This window comes from Streptomyces cavernae (assembly GCF_004023625.1).
GTDB lineage: Bacteria > Actinomycetota > Actinomycetes > Streptomycetales > Streptomycetaceae > Streptomyces > Streptomyces cavernae.
The window spans coordinates 17,260-41,606 of the sequence record NZ_RPDJ01000032.1; the positions used below are offsets into that span (position 1 = coordinate 17,260).

A 24,347-nucleotide genomic window follows, 5' to 3' on the forward strand; every position below is an offset into this window, starting at 1 on the left:
TCGTAGGAGCTGAGCGAAAAGCGCAGGAAAACTGCCGGGCCAGAGGCCTGTTCTGGCCCGGCAGTGCACCGTAAAGGCAATAAAGCCTCCGGCGGAGGTTATCACGAATGGGGTTCCCGTGAAATTCACCGGAAAAATGCCTTCCATTATTCCCGGAAGGGTCAGTTCGGCAGTTTTCGCCCCGGCTCCGATCGGCCGGGACCGCGCCATGGGCATGTCCGAGCGCCTGGCCGCCGTGTCCAGTCTGACGTCGTCCCTCGAGTATCTGGTCCAGCGCAAGGACATGGAGAAGGGGGGCATGAACGACTGGGAGGTCGGCAGGCAGTACCTGGTGGGATCCGGCCCGCTGACACGCCGTCTGGTCGACAGCGTCAGCGGACTGCGGACCACGACCGCCCTGCACGTCGCCCGCTCCGCCGTCTCCGCCGCCATGCTGCTGCCCGGCAACTCCCGCTGGCGGGGCGCCGGCAGCCTCTTCCTGGGCGCCTCCTCCGCCCTGCTGTCGCCACGCCACCACTACGGTGCCGACGGCTCCGACCAGGTGGCGGCGCTGGTGCAGCTCGCCACCGGCGCGGCCCGTGTGGTGCCGTCGCCGGCGGCCAAGGACGCCCTGCTGTGGTACGCCGCCCTGCAGGCCAACCTCGCCTACGCCGTGTCCGGTTGGGTCAAGCTCTTCGGAAGGTCCTGGCGCGACGCCACCGCCCTCAGCGGAGTGATGCGGACCCGCACCTACGGTCACGCCGGCCTCTTCCGGTGGTCCGAGGAACACCCCCGGGCCACCCAGATGCTCACCCACGGAGTGCTGGCACTGGAGTGCTTCTTCCCGCTCGTCTATGCCCGCGGCGGCAAGCTGACCCGCTCCATGATCGCCGGGGCCGCGGCGTTCCACCTGGCCAACGGCTACTTCATGGGGCTGGGCAGGTTCGTGAGCGCCTTCCCCGCGTTCCACCCGCTCGTGGCCTACACCGCAGCCCCGCGTTCCCACGCCGCCGTCGCCGGCCGGGACGACCGTGCCGTCCCGGCCGCCCTCACCGCGCTCGCCGGAGGTGTGGCCGTGGCAGCCGTCGGCGCGGTGCAGCGGCGGCTGCGCACCACGGAGGGCTGGCACAGCTCCCGCGTACTGACCACACGGCACAACAACCGGCTCCAGTACGAGGAGTACTCGCCGGGAGCTCCGGAGCAGCCGGTCGTCGTGCTCGCCAGCGGGTTGCTGTCCACCAGCGAGCACTACGCGTGGATCGCCGAGCGCCTGGCCCACGAGACCCGGTACGGGGTCATCACCTACGCCCGCGCCGGATACGCCGGAAGCCGCCGCAAGGCGACGGGTGCCTTCCATCTGGCGGAGTCCGTCCACGACCTCGTGGACCTGGTCAACGGAGCCGTCGCTCCGCACCGCAAGGTCATCCTGATCGGCCACTCGATCGGCGGGGAGATCGCCCGCCGCGCCGCCCTGCACCTCGGTGACCGTCTGCACGGCGTCGTCTACCTCGACTCCTCCCACCCCGGCCAGTTCAACAGCGGGCAGAGCATCATCGACAAGGGTCTGGCAAGCAGCTTCACCACCATGAGCCGGGCACTGCGCCTGGGGAGCGGAATCCTCCTCAACCGGCCGTCGTGGATCGACGAACTGCCGGTCCCCTACCGCAAGAAGGTCCACGCCCAGTACTCGGACGCCCGTATGTGGGAGGCCGCGCGCCGCGAATGGAAGGCGGTACGGGCCGACTTCAAGTCCTTCCCGGGAAGCCTCACCGCGATCGAGGGCGTGCCCTGCCTGGTGGTCTCCGCACAGCGGACCGTGGACAGCAACCCCGAACAGCTGCTGCTGCACAGGGAACTCGCCGAGGCCCACGTCGGAGCGCGCACCAGGACGGTGGTCGTCGAGGACGCCTCGCACGAAAGCATGCTCGTCAACAGCCGTCACGCGCATCGGGTGACGGACCTGGTCATCGACTTCTTCCGGGACACCGACGATCGCACCCGGGCCACCGAGCCGACCCTTGTCTCCGCCCGGAATCCCCAGCACACGAAGGAGACCGCCCGGTGAGCGCCCTGTCACAGCTGAAGCCGAAGAACGTGTTCACCGGCGAAGGCGCCACGTGGCGGATCGCCGGAGCCGCCGCCCTGCTGCTGACCCTCGCCGGCCAGCACCCCCATCAGGACTGCAACCGGGTCCGGGCCAGGGACATCTTCTCCCTGCTGCCGAACTGGCGGTTCTTCGCACCCAACCCGGCCGTCTACGACTACCACTTCCTGTACCGCACCGTGGACTCCGACGGCACGGCCTCCACGTGGACGGACATCAGTGGCATCGAGGACCGCAAGCCGACGCACCTCGTCTGGTTCCCGACCCGTCGCGCCGACAAGTCAGTCTTCGACGCGTGCCAGGAGATCCTGCAACTCCTCGACCAGGGCTTCGGGGCCGCCGCCCGCACCCCCGGGTACCGGCTGGTCACCGCGCGCGTGCGCGACCGTATCGCGGCCCGGGGCGAGGAGACCGGAGAGGCCCGGGGCTTCCAGTTCGCGCTCGCCTCCGGCACCGGCTACGACCTGAGGCACAAGCCCCAGCTCCTGTTCGTCTCCCCCTACGTGCCGCTCGACCCGCACGCGCCGGCCACCCCGCTGGCTGCGATCACCCTCGCCAAGGCGTCCGGCCGGACCGCCGGCGACACACCCGGCGAGACACCCCGCAAGACACCCGGCAGGACACCCGAAAGGACAGTCTCATGAGTCTCGACAACCCCTTCTTCCTGGCCGGTGGCGTGATCTTCCTGCTCGGCCTGGTCAGGGCGGGCGCCCTCTACTTCCAAGGGACGCGGGAACAGCATCAGGAGGAGAGGGAGACCGAGTGACCCTGGCCGGCACGATCGTCACGATCGACACGAGTGCCCACACCGCCGCCCGCCCGGCCGAGATCCGGGCGGGCGGCGGGTGGTTCCGGTCTCCCCTCCCCGTCCGGTCAGCGGGCTCACGATGAGCGATTGGACGGCCGGCAGGGGCCGGCACCACCGTCCGCAGGAGCCGCGGACGAACCTGTCCAAGACCCCGGAGCCGTGCACCGGACCACGACTGACGAAGAAGGGGGAGGACGAGCGGCAGAAGGACGGCGGGTCCGCCCGGCCCCGAGCCGTGCACCGCGCGGTTCCCGAGCTCCATCTGCATCTGCTGTGGGGCAAGGGCGCCAAACCGTGGCGGGCGCTGGGCAGGCACCGTCGGCTGATCGTCCTCGGCATCCTGGTCGGTCTGATGGGCGCCGCCACGTCCCTCGCACAGCCCGCGGTGATCGGCGACCTGGTGGGCTCCGTGGAGGCGGGGCGCCCGGTGACCAAGCCGATCCTGGTCGCCGCGGCACTGTTCACCGCGGACGCGCTCCTCGGCGCGCTGCACTCGTACATCATCGGGCTGGCCGGCGAGAACATCGTCTACGACATCCGCAGCACTCTGGTGTCCCGGCTGCTGCGCTCCCGGTTCCGGGCGTACAGCGGCTGGCAGCAGGGCGACGTGTTCTCCCGGATGGTCAGCGACACCCTTCTCGCCCGCTCGACGATGACGCACGCGGTCGACAGCATCCTCAACAACGGTTTCCTGGTCATCGGCGGCATCGTGCTGATGGCCTGGATCGACACGGTGCTCCTCGCCGCCACGCTGGCCTGTCTCGGGATCACCAGCGTCGTCTCGCTCTATCTCGCCCGCGGGGTGCGCCGGGTCTCGGTGCTCAACCAGACCGACACCGGCCACTTCGGCTCCGCCCTGCTGCGGGTGCTGGGCGCGATGCCGACGGTGAAGGCGTCGCGTGCCGAGAGCCGGGAGGCGGAGGGCATCGCCGTCATCGCCAAGCAGGCCCGGAAGTCGGGGCTCAAGGTGACGGTCATGTCGTCGCTGCTGGACCCGACCATGAGCATCGGCACCCAGCTCGCGCTGACCGTCGTCATCGGTCTCGGCGCGGCCCGCACCGCGACGGGCGCGATGCCCGCGGCCGATCTGACGGCGTTCATCCTGTACCTCTTCTACCTGGTGGCGCCGCTGCTGCAACTCTTCGAGTCCATCGCCCAGTTCCAGGTCGGCAGGGCATCGGTGGAGCGGCTGGCGGAGCTGGGCAGGATCGAGGTCGAGACGGACCAGCGGACAGAACGCACGGCCGAACGGAAACAGGGCGCCCGCTCCCGCAGTCGGGGCTATGAGCCCGGTCTCGTCTTCGACGACGTCCGCTTCTCCTATCCGGCCGGCAACAAGGTCATCCTCGACGGCGTCTCCTTCACCGTGCCCACCGAGGGGCTCACCGCCGTCGTCGGCCCCTCCGGCGCCGGCAAGTCCACCGTCTTCCAGCTCATCGAGCGGCTCTTCGACCCAGTGTCCGGGGCGATCCGGATCGACGGCACGGACATCGTCGACATGCCACTCAACCAGCTGCGGTCCGTGGTCGGTTACGTCGACCAGGACCACACCTTGCTGCGCGGCACCGTCCGGGACAATCTCACCTACTCCGCCCCGGACGCCGGGGAGAAGGACATCGCCGAAGCCCTGCGGATGGCCAACCTCACCGAGGTGATCGCCGCCCTGCCGAAGGGGCTCGACACCGAACTCGGCGACCGCGGCGCCGGTCTGTCGGGCGGTCAGAGACAGCGTCTGGCCATCGCCCGCACCCTGCTGCAGACCCCCAGGTTCCTGCTGCTCGACGAGGCCACCGCGAACCTCGACAGCGAATCGGAAAGGTCCCTGCGGGACAGCATCGCGATGATTTCCGACTTCTGCTCCGTCATCGCCATCGCCCACCGCCTTTCCACCGTCGTACAGGCCAGGCAGATCGTGGTGATGGACCGAGGAAAGGTGCAGGCGGTGGGCACGCACGCGGAGCTGAACAGGAGCAACGACCTCTACCGCAGGCTGGCCAAGCTGCAGGAACTCAGCGACATCGCCTCCTGAATCGAATAGGTAATTCTACGAATGGCCATGAACCAGGCGGAGTTCTAGCGTCTTTTTCAAGAATCCACTCGCAGGAAAGAAAAGGGCGATGCACGATTTCCTGATCTGCCCCGTCGTCGTGGCCGTCGGAATCATCGGATTCCTGATCGCCACGCAGGCCGTCAGTCTCCCCGCCCTCGCCGGCGCCGCGCTCCTGGTGCCGTTGGGCCTCACCGCACAACTCAGGAAGAAGAGGTAGCACCCATGAACGCAGCCGCCACGGCCGACGTCGTCGACGACATCGGCTACGGACAGCAGTTCGCCGGCTGGTACGACCGGCTGTTCCCCGACAACGCGTCCGTCGCCGTGGAGGTGGAGCGTCTCGTCTCCCTCCACCCGGACCCGGGCTCGGGGACCGTCGAGTTCGGAGTCGGCAACGGACGGCTGGCGCTGCCGCTGTCCCGCCGCGTCGGGCCCGTCACCGGTATCGACTCCTCCCCCGAGATGCTCGCCGTGCTGCGCGCGAGCCTCCGCCCCGACACACCCGTCGAACCCGTGCACGCCGACATCCGCACCTACACCGCCGACCGCACCGTGGGCCTCGTCTACTGCGTCTGCGCGACCCTGTCCATGCTGCTCACCCCCGAGGACCAGCAACGGGCCGTCCAGCGCGCGGCCGATCTGCTCGCACCCGGCGGGCGGCTGGTGGTGGAGACCCACAACAAGTCGGCCATCGTCGACCTCCACGAAGGCCTCCGCCGCGCCACGCTGTTCACTCCGTACCCGGAGGCCGGCACGGGTCTGCAGAGCCACTCCGTCCTGCACCCCGAGGACTCCCTGTGGCACCTCTCGCACATCTGGTACGAGGCCGACGGCAGCACCCGGGTCGGCACCGAGGTGTCCCGGCTGACCTCGCCGGAGGAGATGGACGACTACGCGCGCACCGCCGGCCTGGAACCGGAGAGCCGCTTCGGTGACTGGCACCCCGACACGGAACCGCACCACGCGCTGTCGCCCCTGTCCATCTGCACCTACGTCAAGCCGCATCGGGCGTAGTGGGGCCGATGCCACGGACGCACACCCCGGATCACCCTGACAGACCCTGCTACACCCCGAGAACCCCGCCCGGACGCGCCCCGTACGCGCCCGGGCGGAGCCATGCCCGGGTTCGCGGGCCGGCCCCGGGACGACTCGCGGGTAAGGGGTCCTTTCACTATGAGCGTCCGATCAGGTCGCGTGGTCTGGCAACGCGGCGAGGCGCGGTGCCAGACCACGCGACCCGGGCGGGCATAGTGAAAGGACCCCTAAGGGCTTGCCGGGAAATACTGTCCTGAGCTGCAGTGTCAAGACCCGGAGCACGCAAGTTGTATCCCGGCGAGCCCTAAGGACATCTGACTCTGGTCGCGACGGCGACGCTCGCCGAGAATGACCATCCGTGCCGGAGATCCGGTTCAAGGATCCGGCCCCGCAGGGACCGACTCGCCTCGGCGGCCGGTTCCTGTTCCCAGGAGAGAGATGTCGCACACAGAACCCGCCACAGCCGCGGCCCCACGCGAGTCCAAACTCGTCCGCGGTCTGAACCTGCTGAACTGCTTCGGCCCCGACGAGGATCTGCTGAGACTCTCGCAGTTGGCGGACCGGGCCCGGGTACCGCTGCCCACCGCGCACCGGCTCGTCCACGAACTGGAGCTGTGCGGAATGCTGGAACGCTTCGGCGGCCATCTGCGGCTGGGGCGGTCACTGGCTCAACTGGGGCGGCGGGCACAGGGCCATCTGCACACGCTCCTGGACGACGCACTGCCGCTGCTGGTCCGTCTGCACGCCGCGACCGGCCTCGACGTCGTGTTCTCCGCGTGCTACGGCTCGCAGGCGCTGCCGATCGGTCAGCTCAGCAGGCTGGGCGGCACCAGCGTGGTCTCGTACGCCCCGCAGGGCAGCCCGATCAACTCCCTGCTGGTCGCGGCGGCCCTGCGGCGGCACGACAGCGGCTGCGCCACTCCCCAGGTGATCAGCAGCGGGGAGCTGACCGGGGTCGGCGCCGCGATCCGCCCCCGGGGGACCGCGATCCGGGCCGTGATCGCCCTGATCGGCCGGTCCGGGGACGCGGTGTCGGCGGCCGTGCCGCATGTGCACGCCGTCGCACGGGCGCTCAACGAACGACTGGGGACGGTCGCCCCGCTGGCCCCCGCCGCAGCCGCAGCCGCAGCCGCACCGGACCCGTGCCCGGAGACCCCGTCGATGCTGGCTCGCGGGCTCAGCCTGCTCAATGGTCTGCGCGCCGGTGAGGCACGGGTGACCCTCACCGAACTCGCCCACCGCACCGGCCTGCCCAAGTCCACGGCCCACCGGCTCATCTCGGTCCTGATCGACTACCAGTTCCTCCAGGAGGGCGGCGCCGGCATCATGTTCGGCCCCCGGGTGCTCGCTCTCAGCGCGCAGGTGCCCGCCCGGCGTCTGCTGCGCACCACGGCCCTGCCCTGGCAGCGATTACTGTGCGAGCAGAGCGACGGGTTCTCCTGTCTGCTGATCCCGGACCCGCCCACGATGGACCGGCTGACCTGTGTCTTCTCCGACGGGCCGGTGGCCACCGCGATCGGCCGCGGCGCCCCGGGACTCGCCGAGCGGCTGTCCACGGCCGCCGCACGGGCCACCATGCGTGAGGTCGATCCGACCGGTCCGTTCGGTCTGTTCGCCGAGGATCTCGCCGAACCCGCGCCCCCGCCGCCTGTGGTGGGGTTCGAACACGGCTGCGCGATGGCCACCGCCCCGGGAGGTCTCACGGCCATCGCGGCACCCGTCCTCACCCGTCGTGAAGCGCCCGAGGCCGTACTGACCCTGGTGATGCAGGCACCGGGCCTCGGCAAGGTGCGGACGGCCGTCCGTGAGGCCCGCGCCGCGGCCGCGGACATAGCGCGAGCGTGCGCGGGCCTGCCCGCTTCGCCGACCGGCGGGCTACCGCACACCCCTTACCGCTGAGACCGTCGGGCGCGTGGACGACTCGGGCCGGCGCGGCGCGCGCCGCACGGCCCATCGGGTCCACACCGCCCCCCAGGGGCTCACTCGGGCCGGGCGTCCGGAGAAAAAGAGGTTGATCCGAACAGCGCGGTCCACCACGGTCGTTGTCACCGACAGGGCGACCGGAGAGGCATCTGCATGCGGACCACGGGCGAATTCATCGCGGACACCTATGCGCTCGGCACCGGACCATGGGCCATGAGGTCCGTCACCCGCGGCGCGCTGGGACAGATCTGGAAACTGTCCGGGAACGGTTCCTCATGGGCGGTGAAGGAGCTCCTCTTCGGATGTGACGAGCGGCAGGTCGACCGGGAATCCACGCTGCGGAACACCGCGGAGAAGCTGGGGATCTCCGCGCCCCGGCTCATGCCGAACCGCGCCGGCACCCACGTCTCACAGCTCCCTCCCGCGCTGGGCGGGTCGTACGTGAAGCTGTACGACTGGGTCGAGGGGGCCCAGGCGGACGCTTCCGATCCGGAGATCCTCGGCTGGTGCGGGCTGACCCTGGCCATCCTGCACAGGGCCGGGGAGGGCGCGAGCGGGACGCCCGATTCTTGGTACGAGCAGTGTCATCAGCAGGCGCAGTGGGCGGGGTTGCTCGAGGACGTGCACCGGGCCGGGGTGCCGTGGTCGGATGCGCTGGGCCGGTTCGTCGCCACGTCGGCGGCGGAGCTCGCGCACCACGTCACGCCGTCCGCCCCCGGCGACGTGGTGATGTCCCACCTCGACGTGCAGCCTCAGAACGTGCTGGTCGGTCCGGCCGGGCCGGTTCTCCTCGACTGGGACAACGCCGGACCCATATCGGCGGAACGCGAACTCGCACGGGCCGTTTACGTGTGGTCGGGCGGGAACCGGTTCCGGGCCGATTCCGCCCGGCGCCTGGTGCGTGCGTATCGGAGTGCCGGAGGCCACGCGGTCATCAAGGGCCTGGAATCCTTCTCGATGCTTTTCGCTACGGCGCTGAACTACGTTTACGTGCAGGCCGAGTGCGCGGTCGATCCGGCCGTGACCGATGTCCAGCGCGAGTTCGCGAGCCATCAGGTCGTCTCGTCCCTGCGGAGCTTCCCGGACCCCATCGCCGTCTCCCGACTGGCCGAGGCCCTTCGGTCCGAGTGGTGAGGGGCCTCCGCCCCGGCGGACGGAAGACCCGGGGTGCGGTGGACACGGCGCTCCGCGTCCACCGCGAAAACCTCGCAGCCTTCGCGCGCCGCGGCCCAGGCGATGCCCTCCCCGCCCAGCGCGAACGCGGCCGTCGCCGTCGCGTCCGCCTCGGTCAGGGAACTCGCCACGACGGTCAGGCTGAGCAGGCCGGTCGCGCGCCGGCCGGTGCGGCCGTCGATGATGTGGTCGCCGCGTTCGTAGCGGCCGGAGGTGGCCACCGCGCCGTCGGTGACCTCCAGTACGGTGCACAGCCGGTCGGCCCGTTCGGGATGGCGTATCCCCACCCGCCACGGGCCGCCGGCCACGACCACGTCACCACCGGCGTTCAGACAGAACTTCGCCGCCCCTCGGTCGGCCAGCAGGTCCGCGGCCCGCTGTACGGCCCAGCCCTTCACCACCGCGCAAGGGTCCAGACCGCGGCCGGGCAACCGCACCCGGAACGCTCCGCCGGTGGCGGTCCGGTAGTGCTCGCACAGGTCGAGGACCTCCCTCAACTCCGCGCTGAGGGCGCCCGGTTCGAGCTCGCCGCGGTCCAGCCGGGACACCTCGCTGTCCGCGCGGAACGGGCTGAACCGGGCGTCGACCTCGCGCAGCCACGCGAACACCGGGTCCCCGTCCTGCGGTGCGGCGTCCGCGTCGTCGATCCGCAGTGAGATCGGGAACCCCATGATGTGCTCGACGCGGCGCACCTCACGCGCCCTTCGCGTCGAGGGCGGCCTGGAGGGACTTCCGGTAGCCGTCGCTGGTGATCGTCGCGCCGGACACCGTGTCGATGTCCGCGCTCTGGGCTTCCAGCGTCTCGGCGATGAGCTTGGGTACCGCCGCCGTGGTCTGCGGGTGGTTCGGCTGCTGGAGCAGCTTCACCGCGGTGATCTCGTCGCCGTCGAAGGTCACCTCCACCTGCACGGCGCCCTTCTCGGTGTTGACGGTGGAGCCGGCGACGACCTGGGAACCGCCGGTCGACGCGGACGGCGGTGCCGACGACGACCCGGAAGAACCCGATGCCGAAGACGACGAGGGATTGGGGGCCGCGACCTCGGTCGTGGCCGTCGCCCCGCTCGAGGGTTCGTAGCGCCAGAGCGGGATCAGGCCGACGACGGTCAGGGCAAGGACGGGCAGTGCTCGCTTCACGGTGTCTTCCTCGTCCCTCTCATCCGGCCAGGCTGAAGCGTTCGAAGTGGATCTGCTGCTTGGGCACGCCCAGACCGCGCAGGGTGCGCAGGACGGCGGTGGTCATGCCGGGCGGACCGCACACGTAGACGTCACGGTCGGTCAGGTCCGGCACGAGCGAGGTGAGCTCGCCCGCGGCCAGCCGGTCCGGCGTGGCGGGGCCGGTGATCAGGTGCAGCTGGGCGCCCTTGGCGTGGGCGAGCTCGCGCAGTTCGTCGTAGAGGACCGCGTCCCGGTCGGCGGCGACCCGGTAGATGAGCACCGCGTGGCCGTGCAGTTCCTCCAGCAGGGCCCGGATGGGGGTGATGCCGACGCCTCCGGCGATCAGCAGGGCGTCCGGTCGGGTGCGGTGCATGGCGGTGAAGGCTCCGTAGGGGCCTTCGGCGAACACGCGCGTGCCCACCTTCAGGTGCCGCAGGGCGGCGGTGCCGTCTCCGGCCGTCTTCGCGGTCAGCCGCAGATGGGTGCCGTCGGGCGCCGTCGACAGCGAGAACGGGTTGGCCTGCCACCAGCGGTCCCGGGTCAGGAAGCGCCAAAGGAAGAACTGGCCGGCCCGGGCGGGCAGCCGGTGGAGGTCACGGCCGGTGATGTGGATCGAGACGACGTTGTCGGACTCGGGGACGACGGCCGAGACCCGCAGCTGGTGCCGCAGGTTGCGCCACAGCGGGAGCACCAGCCGGCCCGTGAACACCGCGGTGAGGGCCGCGCCCCACAGGAGGTACCAGTACGTCTTCGCCACGGACGACGTGGTGAAGGTGGTGCCCGCCGCGACCTGGTGCGTGAACGCCAGCACCACCGCGACATAGGTGTACAGGTGGATGAAGTGCCAGGTCTCGTAGGCCAGCCGGCGCCGCGCGGAGCGGGCCGAGACCACGCCGACCACGATGATCAGCGCCAGCGCGACGACCGCGCGCAGCACGCCCTCCACGGTCTCGGCGAGGTCCACCAGCTGGCTCACCGGGTCCAGCGACGAGGACTCGGCGTAGCCGAAGGTGATGAACACGGCATGGGCCACCAGCAGCCACAGCACGGAGAAGCCGACCCAGCGGTGCCAGGAGGTGAGCCGGTCCATGCCGATACGGCGGTCGAACCACGGCAGCCGGGCGACGAGCAGCAGTTGGAAAGCCATGAGCAGCGCCGCGTACAGCCCGGTGAGGCGGCCCAGCACGATCAGCGCGTTGGAGGCGAACCCGGCCTGCACGAAGAATGCGGATACGACGGCAGCGTTCACGGCCAGCACCGCGTACAGACCGGTGCGGGCCACCACCTTGGGCCGTAGCACCGGAGGGGGCGGCTGGACGCGTTGGATGGTCGTCACGGGACGGCAGCTCCTTGGTCGGGTCCGGGGGCTTCCGAGCTTGTCCGGTGGGAGCTGTCGTTTCGCTGTCGCTCAACTTTCAAGTTTTTATCGATGTGCATCCGCCCCGGCAGCCCGGTATGGCTCCGGCGAGCGCGTGACGCAGTATGGGCGCGTGGAGAAAGTAAGACTTCTCGTCGTGGACGACGACCCCCCGATAGCCGACCTCGTGGCGACGGTCGCCCGCTACGAGGGCTGGGAGGCCGTCACCGCGAACACCGGTGAACAGGCGCTGGACCGGGCCGCAACGTTCCACCCGGACATCGTGGTGCTCGATCTGATGCTGCCGGACCTGGACGGGTTCGCCGTGCTGGACCGGCTGCGCGGGGCGGGGACCATGGTGCCGGTGGTGTTCCTCACCGCCCGGGACGGCGTCGCCGACCGGGTGGCGGGCCTGACCCGGGGCGGCGACGACTACCTGGTCAAGCCGTTCGCGGTGGAGGAGCTCATGGCCCGGCTGCGGACCGTGCTGCGGCGCAGCGCCGGCCCCGGCTTCCAGCGGTCCGTGCTGAAGGTCGCCGACCTCACGATGGACGAGGACACCCGGGAAGTACGGCGCGGCGAGAAGCTGCTGACGCTGACCCCGACCGAGTACGAGGTTCTGCGCTATCTGATGCGCAAATCGCCGACCGTGCTCACCAAGGCTCAGATCCTCGACCACGTCTGGGAGTACGGCTTCGGTGGCCGCTCCAACGTGGTCGAGCTGGTCGTCAGCCGGCTGCGCCGCAAACTCGACGACGCGGGCCACGGTGCTGACGGCGGGGAGGCCGGGCAGCCGCTCATCCACACCGTCCGCGGGTTCGGCTACGCGCTGCGGCAGGCCGCCGAGTGATCGGCCGGCTGCGGGAGGGCTACCGTCGTATGCGCCTGGGCACCCGGCTCGCGCTCGGGCTCGGGGTGCTGTCGCTGGTGGTGTTCGCCGTGGTCGGCACGGCGCTCACGACGTATATGCGGGACTATCTGTCGGCCCAGCTCAACGATCAGCTGCAGGTCGCCCAGATCGCCCAGTCCAAGAGCATCGCGGACTACGGCACGCTCCAGGGAAAAAGGTACTACCGCTGGTACAACGCCGTGTACGACGTGTCGGACGGTGCACCCGTCCTCCGCACTCCTGAGGACGCCGCCGACCTGCCGGAGGACACCGAGGAGTTCACCGCCCTGGCCGCGGCCCAGATCACCTCGGGTTCGGAGCTCACCCGCACCGAGCACCTCAAGGGCGCGGGCACGTACCGGCTGCGGGCCTGCGAGGTGGAACCCGGTGTGGTCCTGGTGAGCGCCGCGCCCCTGGAGGACATCGAGGACACTGTCACTCAGCTGATCAGCATCCAGGCCGTCACCTTCGGGCTGGCGCTGCTGGCCCTCGTGGCGTGCGGGCGGGCCCTGCTGCGGCGCGGGCTCAAGCCGCTCAGCGACATGGCGCACACGGCCCGCGGTATCACCTCGCACGACCTCACCGACTCGGCCCGGCTGCCGGTGCGCGCCGACGGCGGGAACGGCGGGCCGGAGGTGGAGGAGTTGCGCACCGCGTTCAACAGGATGCTGGAACACATCGACGACGCGCTCGCCGTACGCACCGAGGCCGAGCAGCGGCTGCGCCGGTTCGTCGCGGACGCCTCGCACGAGCTGCGCACCCCGCTGATGTCGGTGCGCGGCTACGCGGACCTCTTCCAGTACGCGGCGGCCAACGCCCCCGAGGAGCGGGACAAACACCTCGCGCGGCTGCGCGCCGAGGCCGCCCGGATGGGGTTCCTGCTGGACGATCTGCTGCTGCTCGCCCGGCTTGACGCGGCCGATGTGGAGACGCCGCTGCGGATGGAGGAGGCGGACCTGGTGGAGCTGGTTCAGCAGGCGGCGGACGCGTTCCGCGCGGCACACCCGGGCCGTCCGCTGACGGTGACGTCCGGATCCGACCCGGTGATGCTGCGTATGGACACCCTGCGCATCCGCCAGGTGCTGGACAATCTGCTGACCAACGCGGCCGTGCACACGCCCGCTGACACGAAGGTGTCGGTGGAGGTGGGCCGTTGCGGTACGGCCCTGGAGTCGGCGACGGTACGCGTCACCGACTCCGGCCCGGGCATCCCGGCCGCCGACCGGGAACGGGTCTTCGACCGCTTCTACCGCGTCGACAAGGCCCGCAGCCGCGACCGCGGCGGTAGCGGCCTGGGCCTGGCGGTCGCAAGCTCACTGGTCAGGGCCCACGGCGGCACAGTCGAGCTGACCAGCAGGCCGGGCGCCACGGTCTTCACCCTGCGGATTCCGCTCGGTACTTCACCCGGGCCCGCCGATGGAGGACCCAGCCCGTCGCCGTGAGCAGCACGGCCGACGCGGCGATGCCCAGCACGGTGGCTCCCGTTGAGGCGAGGCTGCCGCCGTCGGTGGCGGTCGGGTCCGTGCCGACCGGTCCTCCGCCGCAGGAACCGCCGGAGCCGGGACCGCCGCCGCTTCCCGTGCCCCCGTCGCCGGTGCCGTCGCCACCGCCGGTTCCGTCGTCGGTGTCCACCGGGTCCTGGCCGACGAAGGCGACCGGCACCTTGACGTCCTGGGAACGGTCGCCGGAGAGGTGTGGTCGGCGCGGGTGGCGAGCACACGCGTCTGCTTGAAGCAGTCGGTGAACTCGTCCTCGGCGTCGACGGTGAGCTCGACCTCGAAGGTGCCGCCCTTGCCGTACGGGGTCGCCAACTCCTCACCGTGGTCAGGAGGGTTGGAGGAGATCCACGCGGAGGTGTGGGAGGCGCCGGTCATGTCGACGCCGCCGACGCAGGGTGTGGGCAGTTCGCCGTCGCCGTTGTCGACGCACAGGGCGACGTGGATGCGCCGTCGCCGCCGTCGCCCTCGCCGGGCTCCTGGCCCCCGAAGGTCACGGGGACGCGGACGTCCTGCGAACGGTCGCCGCTGCCGCGGTGGTCGACGCGGGTGACGACGGCGCAGTCGACCTGGGTGCAGTCGGGTCCGTCGCCCTTGGCCGTGAGTACTGTCGGGATCCTGCGCGGACGGGTCCGGTTCACCGGAGGCGGGCACGGATCCGTCGCCGACGTCCGCGGGCATTCGCGCCGCCGCCGCACAGAAACAGCTGGACGCGAACTCCGTGGTCCCCGTGGAGGGCGAGGCACCCACCCCCAGGCTGCCGGTCACCGTCGACTCCTCCGACGGCCGGCGGGTCATCGTCGCGAAGGCCGACCGGATCCTGCCCCTCAACGGCGGGGTCGCGGAGATCGTCTTCTCCCTGGGACTCGGCGACCGGGTCGTGGGACGCGACGTCACGGCCACGTTCCGGGAGGCGGAAAATCTCCCCCTGGTCACCAAGGCGCACGACGTGAGCGCGGAGAGCGTGCTCTCCCTGGAGGCGACCGTGGCGCTCGCGGACACCGACACCGGGCCCGCGGAGGCCATCGACCAGATCCGTGACGCGGGCGTCCCCGTCGTCGTCCTGAAACCGGCCGACGAACTTGCGGACGTCACCACCCGCACCACGCGGATCGCCGAGGCCCTCGGAGTGCCGACGGCCGGCGAGTCCCTCACCCGGCGCATCCGCGACGAACTCCGTGCGGCCCGCGCGGGCGTGCCCGAGGGCAGCCGCCCCAAGGTCGCCTTCCTTTACATGCGGGGCAGCGCCGCCGTCTATCTGATCGGGGGCGAGGGGTCGGGTGCGGATTCGTTGATCGAGGCCGCGGGAGCGGTGGATGCGGGTATGTCCTTTGGACTCGACAAACCGTGCACCCCGATCACCAGCGAGGCGCTCATCAAGGCCCAGCAGGACGTGATCCTGATGATGACCAAGGGCCTGGACTCGGTCGGCGGCATGGACGGGCTGCTCGCCGTGCCCGGGATCAGCCAGACCCCCGCGGGCACGAACCGCCGGGTCGTGGACGTGGAGGACGGCGTCCTGCTCGGCTTCGGCCCGCGCACGCCGCTGGTCACCGACATCCTCGTTGACCGCATCCACGCGGGCTGAGTACGCCGGGGCCTAGCGGTGCCCCGGGCGCGGACCCCCGGGTGCGACCGACGTGCGAAGAATGCGTCCGAGGCACGGAGAGAGTGACGAGCACGCGGAGAGTACGACGGGCACCTGCAGAAGGTGATTGATGGACGAAGAGTGTGATTGACGGGCACAAAGCGGGGCACTCGTGGCGCATTGTGCGAGTGAGGATTCTGCTTGCCGGGTGGTTCAGCTTCACGGATGGTGAGGCGACCGCCGGGGACGTGCTGGCCCTGCGACGGGTCCAGGAGGTGCTGGACCGGGCGCGGCTGCCGTACGACACGGCCTGGAGCCCCGGCTTCCAGCCCAGGGCACTGCACCTGGAAGAGGCGGATCCGACCGCGTACACCCATCTGGTCTTCGTCTGCGGTCCACTGCAGGGCCCACAGGTCGAACGTCTGCATGAACGTTTCCGGCACTGCCGGCGGATCGCCGTGGGCACGTCCGTGATCGACGGGGACGACCCCGCGGTCACCGGCTTCCACCGGATCCTCGCGCGCGACGCGCCTGCCGTGGAACCGCTGGAAGACCTCGCCGCCCGGGCCCCCGCGCTGCCGCCCAAGCCGGTCGTCGGGGTGATCCTCACCCACGGACAGCACGAGTACGCGGAGCTGCGCCGGCACGGGCAGGTCGCCGAGGAGGTGACCCGGTGGCTGGCCGGCAAGGACTGCGCCCGGCTCGAACTGGAGACCCGGCTGGACACCCACGACTGGCATCTGAACGCGACCCCCGCCCAGTTCCAGTCGCTGCTCGCCCGGCTGGACCTGGTCGTCACCGACCGCCTGCACGGGCTGGTGCTGGCGCTCCGCGCGGGGATCCCGGCACTGGCCGTGGACCCGGTGGCGGGCGGCGCGAAGGTGACCGCCCAGGCCCGCGCCTGCGGCTGGCCGGCCATCGTGCCCGCCGAACGACTGGACGAGACCCGGCTGGAACGGTGGTGGGACTGGTGCCTCACGTCCGGTCGGGTGGCGGCTCGGCAGATCGGCGCGGAATTCCTGGAGGAGGCGGCACGGCCGGGCGAGGGGTCGACGGCGGACGGGACCGCCAGGTTGGTGGCGGCGCTGGAGGGACGGGCGTAGTTCGGCCACCGTCGCGGCGGCGGCCGACGGTGCTGGGAGGTCCTGTGCAAGCGGGGAGCGGGACTGCGACCGCCGCGGTTGGGGTCAGCCCGTATAGCTGCGTGCCGTGGAGCGGCGCTGGGTCCGGTCCAGCAGGCGTAGCCGGTCCTCGACCTCCCGCGGCACGACACACCGCTCACGCAGCACCCAGGGAAACCCGTTCAGCGCCCGCCGGAACGCCCGCAGGGAGGCCCGGTCGCGCGGCACCGTGCGGGCCAGGTACAGGGTGCGCCGGACGGCCGCCCAGGCCGGACGGCGCAGCCAGGTGAACCACAGCGTGTTGCGGATGCCGTCGACCCGGCGCGCCTCGGCGTTCCGGGCGCGCGACGGCCAGTGATGGACCGTCAGCTCGTCGGCGTACACCAGCCACCACCCGTCCACCAGCAGGTCCACCGCGAGCAGTTCCTCCTCACCGCCCAGCCAGAACCGCTCGTTGAAGCCGCCTGCGGCGCGGAAGGCGTCGGCGCGGACGACGGTGGCGGCGGCCAGGAAGGAGCCGAGCGCCGGGCCGGGCAGCCAAGGAGGCCCGGTGAGTGGTGAGTTGCGCAGCTCCTCGACGATCGGGTCCTCCGTTCCGCCCGGTTCCACGACGATGCGCGCGGTCACGGCACCGAGGCCGGGATGGCGGTCCAGCAGGTCCGCCGCGGCGGACAGCGACCCGGGCGCCCACCAGGAGTCGTCGTCGCAGAACGCGATGTAAGGAGTCCGGGTGTGCGCCACGGCCAGGTTGCGGCCGACCGCGCCCAGATTGCGGCCCGGACGCAGCAGCCGTACCGCCGGATGGTGCTGGGCGACCGCCTCGGCGGTGCCGTCCTCGGAGGCGTTGTCGGTGACGAACACGGGCGGTGATTCCGGCATTCGCGCCAGGTGGTCGAGGGTGCGCAGGAGTTCGGCCCGTCGGTTGTGGGTGATCACGACCACACTGGTGCGGGGGTCGGACATGTGGTTGCTCCTTGCAACGTCCCCGGTCGCACGACCGGGCGGCGGTCATCATGCCACCTCGGCGGCGGAACCCCGTGTCCCGCCGCGGCCCGCCGAGGTGTCGGCCGACACCTCGGCGGGCCTACGCGGGTGCCAAAAGCCGGCCGTCCAAAACACTCGGAGACATGCACCACCGACTATGACGACTTTCGGCTTTCCACGGCGCCCTTCGGGGACGCCTCGCCCTCAGTGCTTAGGGGTCCATGCACTATGAGCGTCCGATGAGGTCGCGTGGTCTGGTGCCGTGCATCGCAAGCGCCCAAGAGCCCTCGATGGGGGCCCCCGCTCGAGCGGAGTCGAGAGTGGGGAGGAGCTACTAGGGCTTTTCGGTAACGCGGCGATGGGGGTGCCCCCTGCTCGAGCGCAGCCGAGAGCTTGGGGGAGCGGTGCCAGACCACGCGACCCGGGCGGGCATAGTGCAAGGACCCCTAAGGGCTTGCCGGGAAATAAATCGTCGGCGAGCATCTGTCCTGAGCTGCAGTGTCAAGACCCGGAGCACGCAAGTTGTATCCCGGCAAGCCCTAAGGGCCGCCGCTCGGTCAGCGCAGGATCAGGCGGTACGACGACGGCGACCGCCCCGTTATCAGCACCCGGACACCGTCGACGGGCAGCGAGCCGCCCAGCCAGGCGTAGCGTTCGCCCGCGTCGACCACCGGGGGCTGTTTGCCGCCCTTGCCGTTGCCGGGGCCGAAGGTGATGTGATCGCCGCCGACCGTGTACGTGGCCTCGCCCGACACCAGGTGGTAGGTGTCGGTCTCCCCCGCCACCGGTTCCAGGCCCTCGCCGGTGAGGGTGCCGCCGCGGCGGAAACACAGTTCGACGGTGAACGGGGCGGCGCTGCCGGTCAGGTCGACGTCGATGTCCCAGGCCCCGCCGCCGGCTTCCCGGACCTCGCGGAGCACGACCTCGGTACTCAGGGTGCAGTAGTCCTTCGGCCGGTGCGGGAAGTCCATCGCGGACCAGAACCGGCCGTCGTCGGTGAGGGCGTAGTCGCCGTCGGGCCGGCGGTGCGCGGCGGGGAGCGGGTGGTGGAACGCGGCACGGAGCTCCGCGTGCAGCCGCCAGGCGTCTCCCCGGCGCTCGAGGCCCTCCGACCTGAAGTGCCCGAGGGAGAAGAACTGCGGGGCCAGCCGCAGCGAGTCGAGGATCGCCTCGCCCTTGCGGAACTTGAAGAAGGTGGGATTGGAGGACAGGCCCGAGGAAATGGCGTGCGTGTGCGGGACGTCCGTACCGCCGAAGACGCTCGCCGTGCTCCGGCCCCGGCGAACCCTCACGAGCCGGCAACTGTCGTCATGGTGCTCGAAGTCGGTGGGCAGTTCAGCCGACTCCGGTAGAAGGCGGCCGAGTTCGGGCTGGTCGAGGATCTGGGCCAGCCGGTCGCCCAGCGGGGTCTCGCCCATCCGCTGGCCGGCGCCGCGTTCCCGCAGCAGCCGGGCCACGGCGGCGAAACGTCCGTCGCCGTCATGAATCGCCATCTCCCGGTACTGCAACCAGAATTCGGGGAGGTGCCGGGCGGTGGTCTGGTCCTGGCGCCGTGAATGGACCGACTCCAACTCGCCGTCGGGTTCGGTGAGGTACAGCCCGGCCTCCAGATTGGCCCGGACGTTGGCGTAGAGGTCGCTGCGCCCGTAATTGCGGGCGAGCAGCAGCAGCGCCGGATTGGTCACCACCGCCGAGTAGGTGGGGCTGCGCTCGCTGTACTCTCCGCCGGGCAACTGGTCGATGCCCTCGGCTAGCCAGGCGTCGATGCGTTCCGGGTACGCCGGGTCGGGCCAGCGGCGGTGGATCCGGGCGAGCGCGGCGCACACCAGCCAGCGGTGGTTGGCGGTGTGCAGCCCGCCGGTGGCGAGGCCGGGACCGGCCTTGCGCAGGATGTTCTCGACGGTGGCCCGGATGCCGGCCGTCGGCGGGTGGCCGTCCTCGTCCAGCAGGTGGTACGTGATGTTCAGGTCGGCGATCGTGAAGGCCGTGTCCGGGGGCGACCCGGTCCCGCCCTGCTCGAACCACAGCCCGTTGTCCAACTGTTCCTCGGCGAGCGCCTCGGCCAGTTCCGTCATCGGTCCGAGCAGGTCCTCCGCGTGGTGGTACGCCGCCGCGTCGTGCACGTGGACCGAGGTGAGGGTGCGCAGCGCCCGGCCCGTGGAGCGGGCCCTGCCCAGGTCACGCAGCTCGGTGAGGTGATCCCGGTAGCCGTCCAGGAGGGCCTTGGCCCGCGCTTCGGCGGCCGTGGTGAGGAACTCCAGGAAGTCGGTGTCGAGCCGGGTCACGGATTCTCCTGAGGTGCTGGGTGCGGTACGTGGTCTCGGGCGCGGATCGTTCGAACGCCGGTCTCCACGCCTCCCCCACTGTGGCGTACGTAGGTCGCGGTGAGCGCGAGAGCCAGCGGTCCGGGTGCCAGGAAGGCGAGCGGCGGCAGCATCCAGGCGCACACCGCGGCCGCCGCCAGGGCGAGCAACACCAGCGCACTGCCACCGGCGTCGCGTACGGCGTCGCCCGCCGCGCCCCGTACGGCCGCGGGCCAGTCGGTGAGGGACTCGGGCCGTCCGCAGGCGCGCAGCCCCACGACGACGGCGCAGGCTCCGATCGCGCCGGCCACGACGGCGAACAGGGGCGCGCCGGGAAGTCCGGCCCGGGCCAGCGCCAGATCCGCGCCGAGCAGCAGCACCCCGCCCACCGCTGCCGCTCCGGCAGCCAGATCCCCGGCCCGCGCCCGTTTCCGCAGGAGAGCCAGGTACCGCCCGGCGGTGACGGGTTCGTCCCGGCCCGCTCCGCGCAGCACCGCGCAGGCGGTGGACAGCGCGGCCGGCACGGTCACCAGCGCCAGACCGACGACGGCGGTGAGCACGCCGACGCTCAGCACGTCCGCGAACAGCGTCATCCGCGGCCCGAAGATCTCGCCGGCCTCCCGGCGGTCGCGTGTCTCCCTCATCCCTTGATCCCGGAGCTGGCCATGCCCTCGACGAGGAACCGCTGGAAGGCGAGGAAGAACAGCACGATCGGCAGCAGCGCGATCACCGACATCGCGAACATCGGGCCGAACGCCGAGGTGCTGGAGGCGTCCACGAACGACCTCAGCGCCAGCGTCAGCGTGAACTTCTCCGGCGAGAAGAGGTAGATCAGCTGAGTGAAGAAGTCGTTCCAGGTCCAGATGAAGGTGAAGATCGCCGTGGTGATGAGCGCGGGCCGGGTCAGCGGCAGGATCACCCGGAAGAAGCTGCCGAACGGTCCGCAGCCGTCGATCCGCGCGGCCTCCTCCAGTTCGCGTGGCAGTCCACGCATGAACTGGACGATGAGGAAGACGAAGAACGCCTCGGTGGCGAGGAACTTGGGCAGGATCAGCGGCCAGTAGGTGTTCACCATGCCGAGCTGGTTGAAAATGATGTACTGCGGGATCAGCACGGCGTGGTGCGGCAGCATGATGGTCGCGATCATGAACGCGAACAGGGGCCCGCGCAGCCGGAACCGCAGTCGGGCGAAGGCATAGGCGGCGAGCGAGCAGCTGAGGACGTTGCCGATGACGGCGCCGCCCGCGATGAACAGGGAGTTGCCGAGGAGCTGCCAGACCGAGACGTCGTTCACACCGTCCAGGGCGGTGGTGTAGTTGGACCACTCCAGTCGGCTCGGGAGCAGGTCGAGGCTGGCGATGACCTCGTCGGCGGGTTTGACGGAGGTCGCCAGCAGCCAGGCGAGCGGGTAGAGCATGACGAGCAGTGCGGCCAGGCAGCCCACGTGCAGGGCGAGGCGCCGCCAGGCGACCGGCTTGCGGGTGGCGACCGTGGACGAGGTGGTCATCGTTCCCCCTCGGAGGCGTAGAAGACCCAGGACCGCGAGGTTCGGAACAGCACGGCGGTGACGGCGCCGATGACGACCAGCAGGACCCAGGCCATCGCGGAGGCGTAGCCCATGTGCGAGGCGACGAAGGCACGGTCGTAGAGGTAGAGGGTGTACACGAGCGTGGAGTCGGCGGGCCCGCCCTTGCCGGCGCTGACGGCGAAGGCCGGGGTGAAGACCTGGAAGGCCTGGATGGTCTGCAGAACCACGTTGAAGAAGATCACCGGGGACAGCATGGGCACGGTGATGGACAGGAACTGCCGCCACTTGCCGGCCCCGTCGACCTCCGCGGCCTCGTACAACTCCCCCGGGATCTGCTGGAGTCCGGCGAGGAAGATGACCATCGGCGCGCCGAACTGCCACACCGTCAGCAGCGCCACGGCGAGCAGCGACCAGCCCGGCCGGTTGACCCAGCCGCCCGTCCCCAGCAGGTTGTCCACGGTCCCGCCGTCGTTGAAGACGGCCCGCCACACCAGCGCGATGGACATCGACGCACCCAGCAGTGAGGGCGCGTAGAAGGCGGAACGGTAGAAGCCCCTGCCGCGGCGCATGTTCTTCAGCGCCAGCGCCACGACGAGGGCGAGGCCCAGTTGCAGCGGCACGGCGATCACCACGTACGTCAGTGTCGTGACGACCGACCGCCAGTAGCGCGGGTCCTCGGTGAACATCTGCGTGTAGTTGCGCAGGCCCACCCAGTTCGGCGGGTTGAACAGGTCGTAGTCGGTGAACGACAGGTACAGCGAGACGGCCATCGGCAGCAGGGTGAGCACACACGCGCCGAGCACCCAGGGTGACAGGAACACCCAGGCGGCGCCCTCGCGCCGGCGCCCGGCGGCCTTCTTCGCCGCCGCCGCGCCCGAGGGCCGGACGGCGGGGGGCATCTGTGTCGCGGTCATGACCTCAGCTCCGCCTTCGCCTCGGTGATGTAGTTCTCGGCGGCCTCGCGGGGGGACATCCGCTCGTACGAGACCTGGTCGTAGTCGCGCTGGAAGGTGGTCTGCAGTGCGCTGTCACCCGAAGGGGGCGCCTTCGGAGGCGCGTTGAGGGTGCCGTCGAGCGAGGCCTGGAAGTCGGCGATGGTCTTGTCGAAGTCCTTCAGCTCGGGAGCGATGTCCTCCCGGATGGTCTCGTTGACGGGGATGCCGCGGGTGGCACCGAGGATCTTCGCGGCGTCCGGGTCGTTGACGAGGAAGTCGACGAGCTGCGCCGCCCTCTTCGCGTGCGGGGTGCTGGCGCCGACTCCCATGAACATCGACGGCTTGAAGTACTGCCCCGGGGTCCCGTCGCCGGCGGACGGCATGGGCGCCAGCGTGACCCCGCCCTCGACCAGCGCCAGGTAACCACTGGACGGTGCGTCCCAGTTGAAGTCGGAGATGGCCGTGCCACGACCCAGCGGGGTGTTCTCCACGGCCCCGTCGAGCTGGGTGGTCTGCTCGGCGGGCGAGACCGCGCCCTCCCGGCGCAGCCGGTCCGTGAAGGTCCACCACTCCGCCAAGTCGTCGGCGTCGAAGCCCAGTCGGCGGTCGTCGGTGTACAACTCCTTGCCCTGACCGCGCAGCCACACCTCGAAGGCGTCCTCGCTCTGCCCCGGATCGGTACCGCCGGGCCGACCGGTCTTCTCCCTCAACTCCCGCATGGCATCAGCCCATTGGTCCCAGGTCCAGCCCTCCCGGGGCAGCGGAACCCCGGACCGCTCCCAGGCCTTGGTGTCGTACACGACGGTCTCGGTGCCGCGCCCCTGCGGGATGGCGTACTGCTTGCCGTCCACCACACCGGTGGCGAGCAGCCCCCGCTCGATGTCCTCGGTCCGGACCTCGCCCCGCAGATCCAGCAGCACACCCCCGGACGCGTACTGGTCGATCATGCGGTAGTCGAGCTGCATCACGTCCGGGGCGTCACCGCCCGCCGCCTGGGTGGCCAGCTTCTGCTTGTAGGCCTCGTACCCGGCGAACGACGTCTGCACCTCGACGCCGGGATGCCGCTCCTCGAACAGCGCCACGGCCTCCTCGGTACGGGCCGCCCGGTCCGGATTGCCCCACCAGGTGTACTGCAGCACGACCTTGCCGCCACCCGTCTCCTCGCCGGAGCAACCGCTGAGCACCACGCAGAGCGCGAGCACGGCGGCCACGGCGCAGGACCTTCTCGTCCTGTATCCGGGCATGCCTCTGCCCCTTTCCCTAGAAAGCGCTTGCATCCGCAGGGACCCTTGGACCCTAGAGAATGTCCGGATGTCCCAACAACCCCCGTGCAGAGATCGGTACGACACTCATTGACTCGTGTCCACGCGGGTGTCAACCTCGGGGCGTGCGACGTTGCTTGAGGCTGCCCAGGTGCCGGGGGTTCCCATACCTGGGGACCCCGCCCCCAAACCCCTGAAAGAACGGGACGCGCACCCCCACAGCCGACAGCCGCGAACCGACGGAAGGGGACGTGCCGGGTTCTCCGCCCGCAGCGGCTGGCGGTCGGACCAGACACGAAACCCGTGGGACGCGCACTTCCACAGCCGACAGCCGCGAACCGACGGAAGGGGACGTGCCGGGTTCTCCGCCCGCAGCGGCTGGCGATCGGACCAGACACGAAACCCGTGGGACGCGCACTTCCACAGCCGACAGCCGCGAACCGACGGAAGGGGACGTGCCGGGTTCTCCGCCCGCAGCGGCTGGCGGTCGGACCAGTCCTACTCCTCCGTGCGACACGAAACCCGCCAGACCGAGGACGGAGAACCCGGCGCGGCCCCGCCCCAGCAACCGGCCACCGGCCACCGGCCACCGGCCACCGGCAACCGGCAACCGGCAACCGGCAACCGGCGCAACGGCGCCCGGCCTCGCAAGACGCA

General features: G+C 70.7%; 23 protein-coding genes. 12 read left to right on the forward strand and 11 right to left on the reverse strand.

The features are described 5' to 3' along the window. Nucleotides 1-208: 208 nt before the first annotated feature. From EF387_RS34510 to EF387_RS34535, 8 genes are all read left to right on the forward strand, one after another. Nucleotides 209-2,044, forward strand: a complete 1,836-nt coding sequence (locus EF387_RS34510; RefSeq protein ID WP_238431854.1) for an alpha/beta fold hydrolase — start codon at nt 209-211, stop codon at nt 2,042-2,044. Then, nucleotides 2,041-2,727: a DUF5819 family protein gene (locus EF387_RS34515; RefSeq protein ID WP_128380537.1), complete on the forward strand. Its 687-nt coding sequence runs from the start codon at nt 2,041-2,043 to the stop codon at nt 2,725-2,727. The genes EF387_RS34510 and EF387_RS34515 overlap by 4 nt, the downstream gene beginning before the upstream one ends. After that, entirely contained in the window at nt 2,724-2,849 is a 126-nt protein-coding gene (locus EF387_RS49500) for a hypothetical protein (RefSeq protein ID WP_274388967.1), read from the forward strand. The genes EF387_RS34515 and EF387_RS49500 overlap by 4 nt, the downstream gene beginning before the upstream one ends. A gap of 121 nt (nt 2,850-2,970) precedes the next feature. Beyond that, nucleotides 2,971-4,920 carry an ABC transporter ATP-binding protein gene (locus EF387_RS34520; protein ID WP_128380538.1) on the forward strand — a complete coding sequence of 650 codons (1,950 nt, stop codon included), beginning with the start codon at nt 2,971-2,973 and terminating at the stop codon, nt 4,918-4,920. Between the two features lie 88 nt (nt 4,921-5,008). Beyond that, nucleotides 5,009-5,158: a hypothetical protein gene (locus EF387_RS47615; RefSeq protein ID WP_202918456.1), complete on the forward strand. Its 150-nt coding sequence runs from the start codon at nt 5,009-5,011 to the stop codon at nt 5,156-5,158. A 5-nt stretch (nt 5,159-5,163) separates the two neighbouring features. Further along, entirely contained in the window at nt 5,164-5,955 is a 792-nt protein-coding gene (locus EF387_RS34525; RefSeq protein WP_128380539.1) for a class I SAM-dependent methyltransferase, read from the forward strand. 459 nt (nt 5,956-6,414) lie between these two features. Beyond that, complete coding sequence (locus tag EF387_RS50410) at nt 6,415-7,875, forward strand: helix-turn-helix domain-containing protein (protein ID WP_162467260.1); 1,461 nt, start codon at nt 6,415-6,417, stop codon at nt 7,873-7,875. A 177-nt stretch (nt 7,876-8,052) separates the two neighbouring features. Then, complete coding sequence (locus EF387_RS34535; RefSeq protein WP_128380541.1) at nt 8,053-9,033, forward strand: phosphotransferase; 981 nt, start codon at nt 8,053-8,055, stop codon at nt 9,031-9,033. On the opposite strand, the gene EF387_RS34540 is transcribed toward EF387_RS34535, so the two are convergent. The 3 genes from EF387_RS34540 to EF387_RS34550 are packed head-to-tail and all read right to left on the reverse strand — an operon-like array spanning nt 8,952 to nt 11,512. After that, nucleotides 8,952-9,764, reverse strand: coding sequence for an FAD:protein FMN transferase (locus EF387_RS34540; protein ID WP_128380542.1), 813 nt, complete (start codon nt 9,762-9,764; stop codon nt 8,952-8,954). The genes EF387_RS34535 and EF387_RS34540 overlap by 82 nt on opposite strands. A gap of 1 nt (nt 9,765) precedes the next feature. Continuing rightward, on the reverse strand, nt 9,766-10,206 hold the full coding sequence (locus tag EF387_RS34545) for an FMN-binding protein (RefSeq protein WP_128380543.1): 441 nt from the start codon (nt 10,204-10,206) through the stop codon (nt 9,766-9,768). Between the two features lie 19 nt (nt 10,207-10,225). Next, a complete protein-coding gene (locus EF387_RS34550; protein WP_128380637.1) occupies nt 10,226-11,512 on the reverse strand; it encodes a ferredoxin reductase family protein in 1,287 nt (428 codons plus the stop codon). A gap of 205 nt (nt 11,513-11,717) precedes the next feature. On the opposite strand from EF387_RS34550, the gene EF387_RS34555 reads away from it, so the two are divergent. Beyond that, the gene (locus tag EF387_RS34555; protein WP_128380544.1) at nt 11,718-12,434 is read left to right on the forward strand and encodes a response regulator transcription factor; all 717 of its coding nucleotides are present in this window, start codon (nt 11,718-11,720) and stop codon (nt 12,432-12,434) included. After that, nucleotides 12,431-13,915: a sensor histidine kinase gene (locus EF387_RS34560; protein WP_128380545.1), complete on the forward strand. Its 1,485-nt coding sequence runs from the start codon at nt 12,431-12,433 to the stop codon at nt 13,913-13,915. Before EF387_RS34555 ends, EF387_RS34560 begins: the two co-directional genes overlap by 4 nt. Here EF387_RS34560 and EF387_RS48725 read toward each other — a convergent pair. Together EF387_RS48725 and EF387_RS47175 are read right to left on the reverse strand one after the other, a co-directional pair. Continuing rightward, entirely contained in the window at nt 13,848-14,135 is a 288-nt protein-coding gene (locus EF387_RS48725) for a hypothetical protein (RefSeq protein ID WP_238431856.1), read from the reverse strand. The genes EF387_RS34560 and EF387_RS48725 overlap by 68 nt on opposite strands. A gap of 208 nt (nt 14,136-14,343) precedes the next feature. Next, nucleotides 14,344-14,610 carry a hypothetical protein gene (locus EF387_RS47175; RefSeq protein WP_162467259.1) on the reverse strand — a complete coding sequence of 89 codons (267 nt, stop codon included), beginning with the start codon at nt 14,608-14,610 and terminating at the stop codon, nt 14,344-14,346. Here EF387_RS47175 and EF387_RS34570 point away from each other — a divergent pair. Together EF387_RS34570 and EF387_RS34575 are read left to right on the forward strand one after the other, a co-directional pair. Beyond that, nucleotides 14,577-15,557, forward strand: a complete 981-nt coding sequence (locus EF387_RS34570; protein ID WP_128380546.1) for a heme/hemin ABC transporter substrate-binding protein — start codon at nt 14,577-14,579, stop codon at nt 15,555-15,557. The genes EF387_RS47175 and EF387_RS34570 overlap by 34 nt on opposite strands. A 182-nt stretch (nt 15,558-15,739) precedes the next feature. Next, nucleotides 15,740-16,660, forward strand: coding sequence for a polysaccharide pyruvyl transferase family protein (locus EF387_RS34575; RefSeq protein WP_420802654.1), 921 nt, complete (start codon nt 15,740-15,742; stop codon nt 16,658-16,660). 84 nt (nt 16,661-16,744) lie between these two features. Here EF387_RS34575 and EF387_RS34580 read toward each other — a convergent pair whose 3' ends face one another. The 6 genes from EF387_RS34580 to EF387_RS34605 form a co-directional block, all read right to left on the reverse strand. Next, on the reverse strand, nt 16,745-17,641 hold the full coding sequence (locus EF387_RS34580; protein WP_128380547.1) for a glycosyltransferase family 2 protein: 897 nt from the start codon (nt 17,639-17,641) through the stop codon (nt 16,745-16,747). Between the two features lie 578 nt (nt 17,642-18,219). Next, a complete protein-coding gene (locus EF387_RS34585; RefSeq protein WP_202918457.1) occupies nt 18,220-19,947 on the reverse strand; it encodes a hypothetical protein in 1,728 nt (575 codons plus the stop codon). Further along, on the reverse strand, nt 19,944-20,609 hold the full coding sequence (locus EF387_RS34590) for a hypothetical protein (protein WP_238431857.1): 666 nt from the start codon (nt 20,607-20,609) through the stop codon (nt 19,944-19,946). The genes EF387_RS34585 and EF387_RS34590 overlap by 4 nt, the downstream gene beginning before the upstream one ends. Next, nucleotides 20,606-21,472, reverse strand: a complete 867-nt coding sequence (locus EF387_RS34595; protein ID WP_128380548.1) for a carbohydrate ABC transporter permease — start codon at nt 21,470-21,472, stop codon at nt 20,606-20,608. The genes EF387_RS34590 and EF387_RS34595 overlap by 4 nt, the downstream gene beginning before the upstream one ends. Continuing rightward, nucleotides 21,469-22,407: a carbohydrate ABC transporter permease gene (locus EF387_RS34600; RefSeq protein ID WP_128380549.1), complete on the reverse strand. Its 939-nt coding sequence runs from the start codon at nt 22,405-22,407 to the stop codon at nt 21,469-21,471. Before EF387_RS34600 ends, EF387_RS34595 begins: the two co-directional genes overlap by 4 nt. After that, nucleotides 22,404-23,672 carry an ABC transporter substrate-binding protein gene (locus EF387_RS34605; RefSeq protein WP_128380550.1) on the reverse strand — a complete coding sequence of 423 codons (1,269 nt, stop codon included), beginning with the start codon at nt 23,670-23,672 and terminating at the stop codon, nt 22,404-22,406. Before EF387_RS34605 ends, EF387_RS34600 begins: the two co-directional genes overlap by 4 nt. Nucleotides 23,673-24,347: the final 675 nt, after the last annotated feature.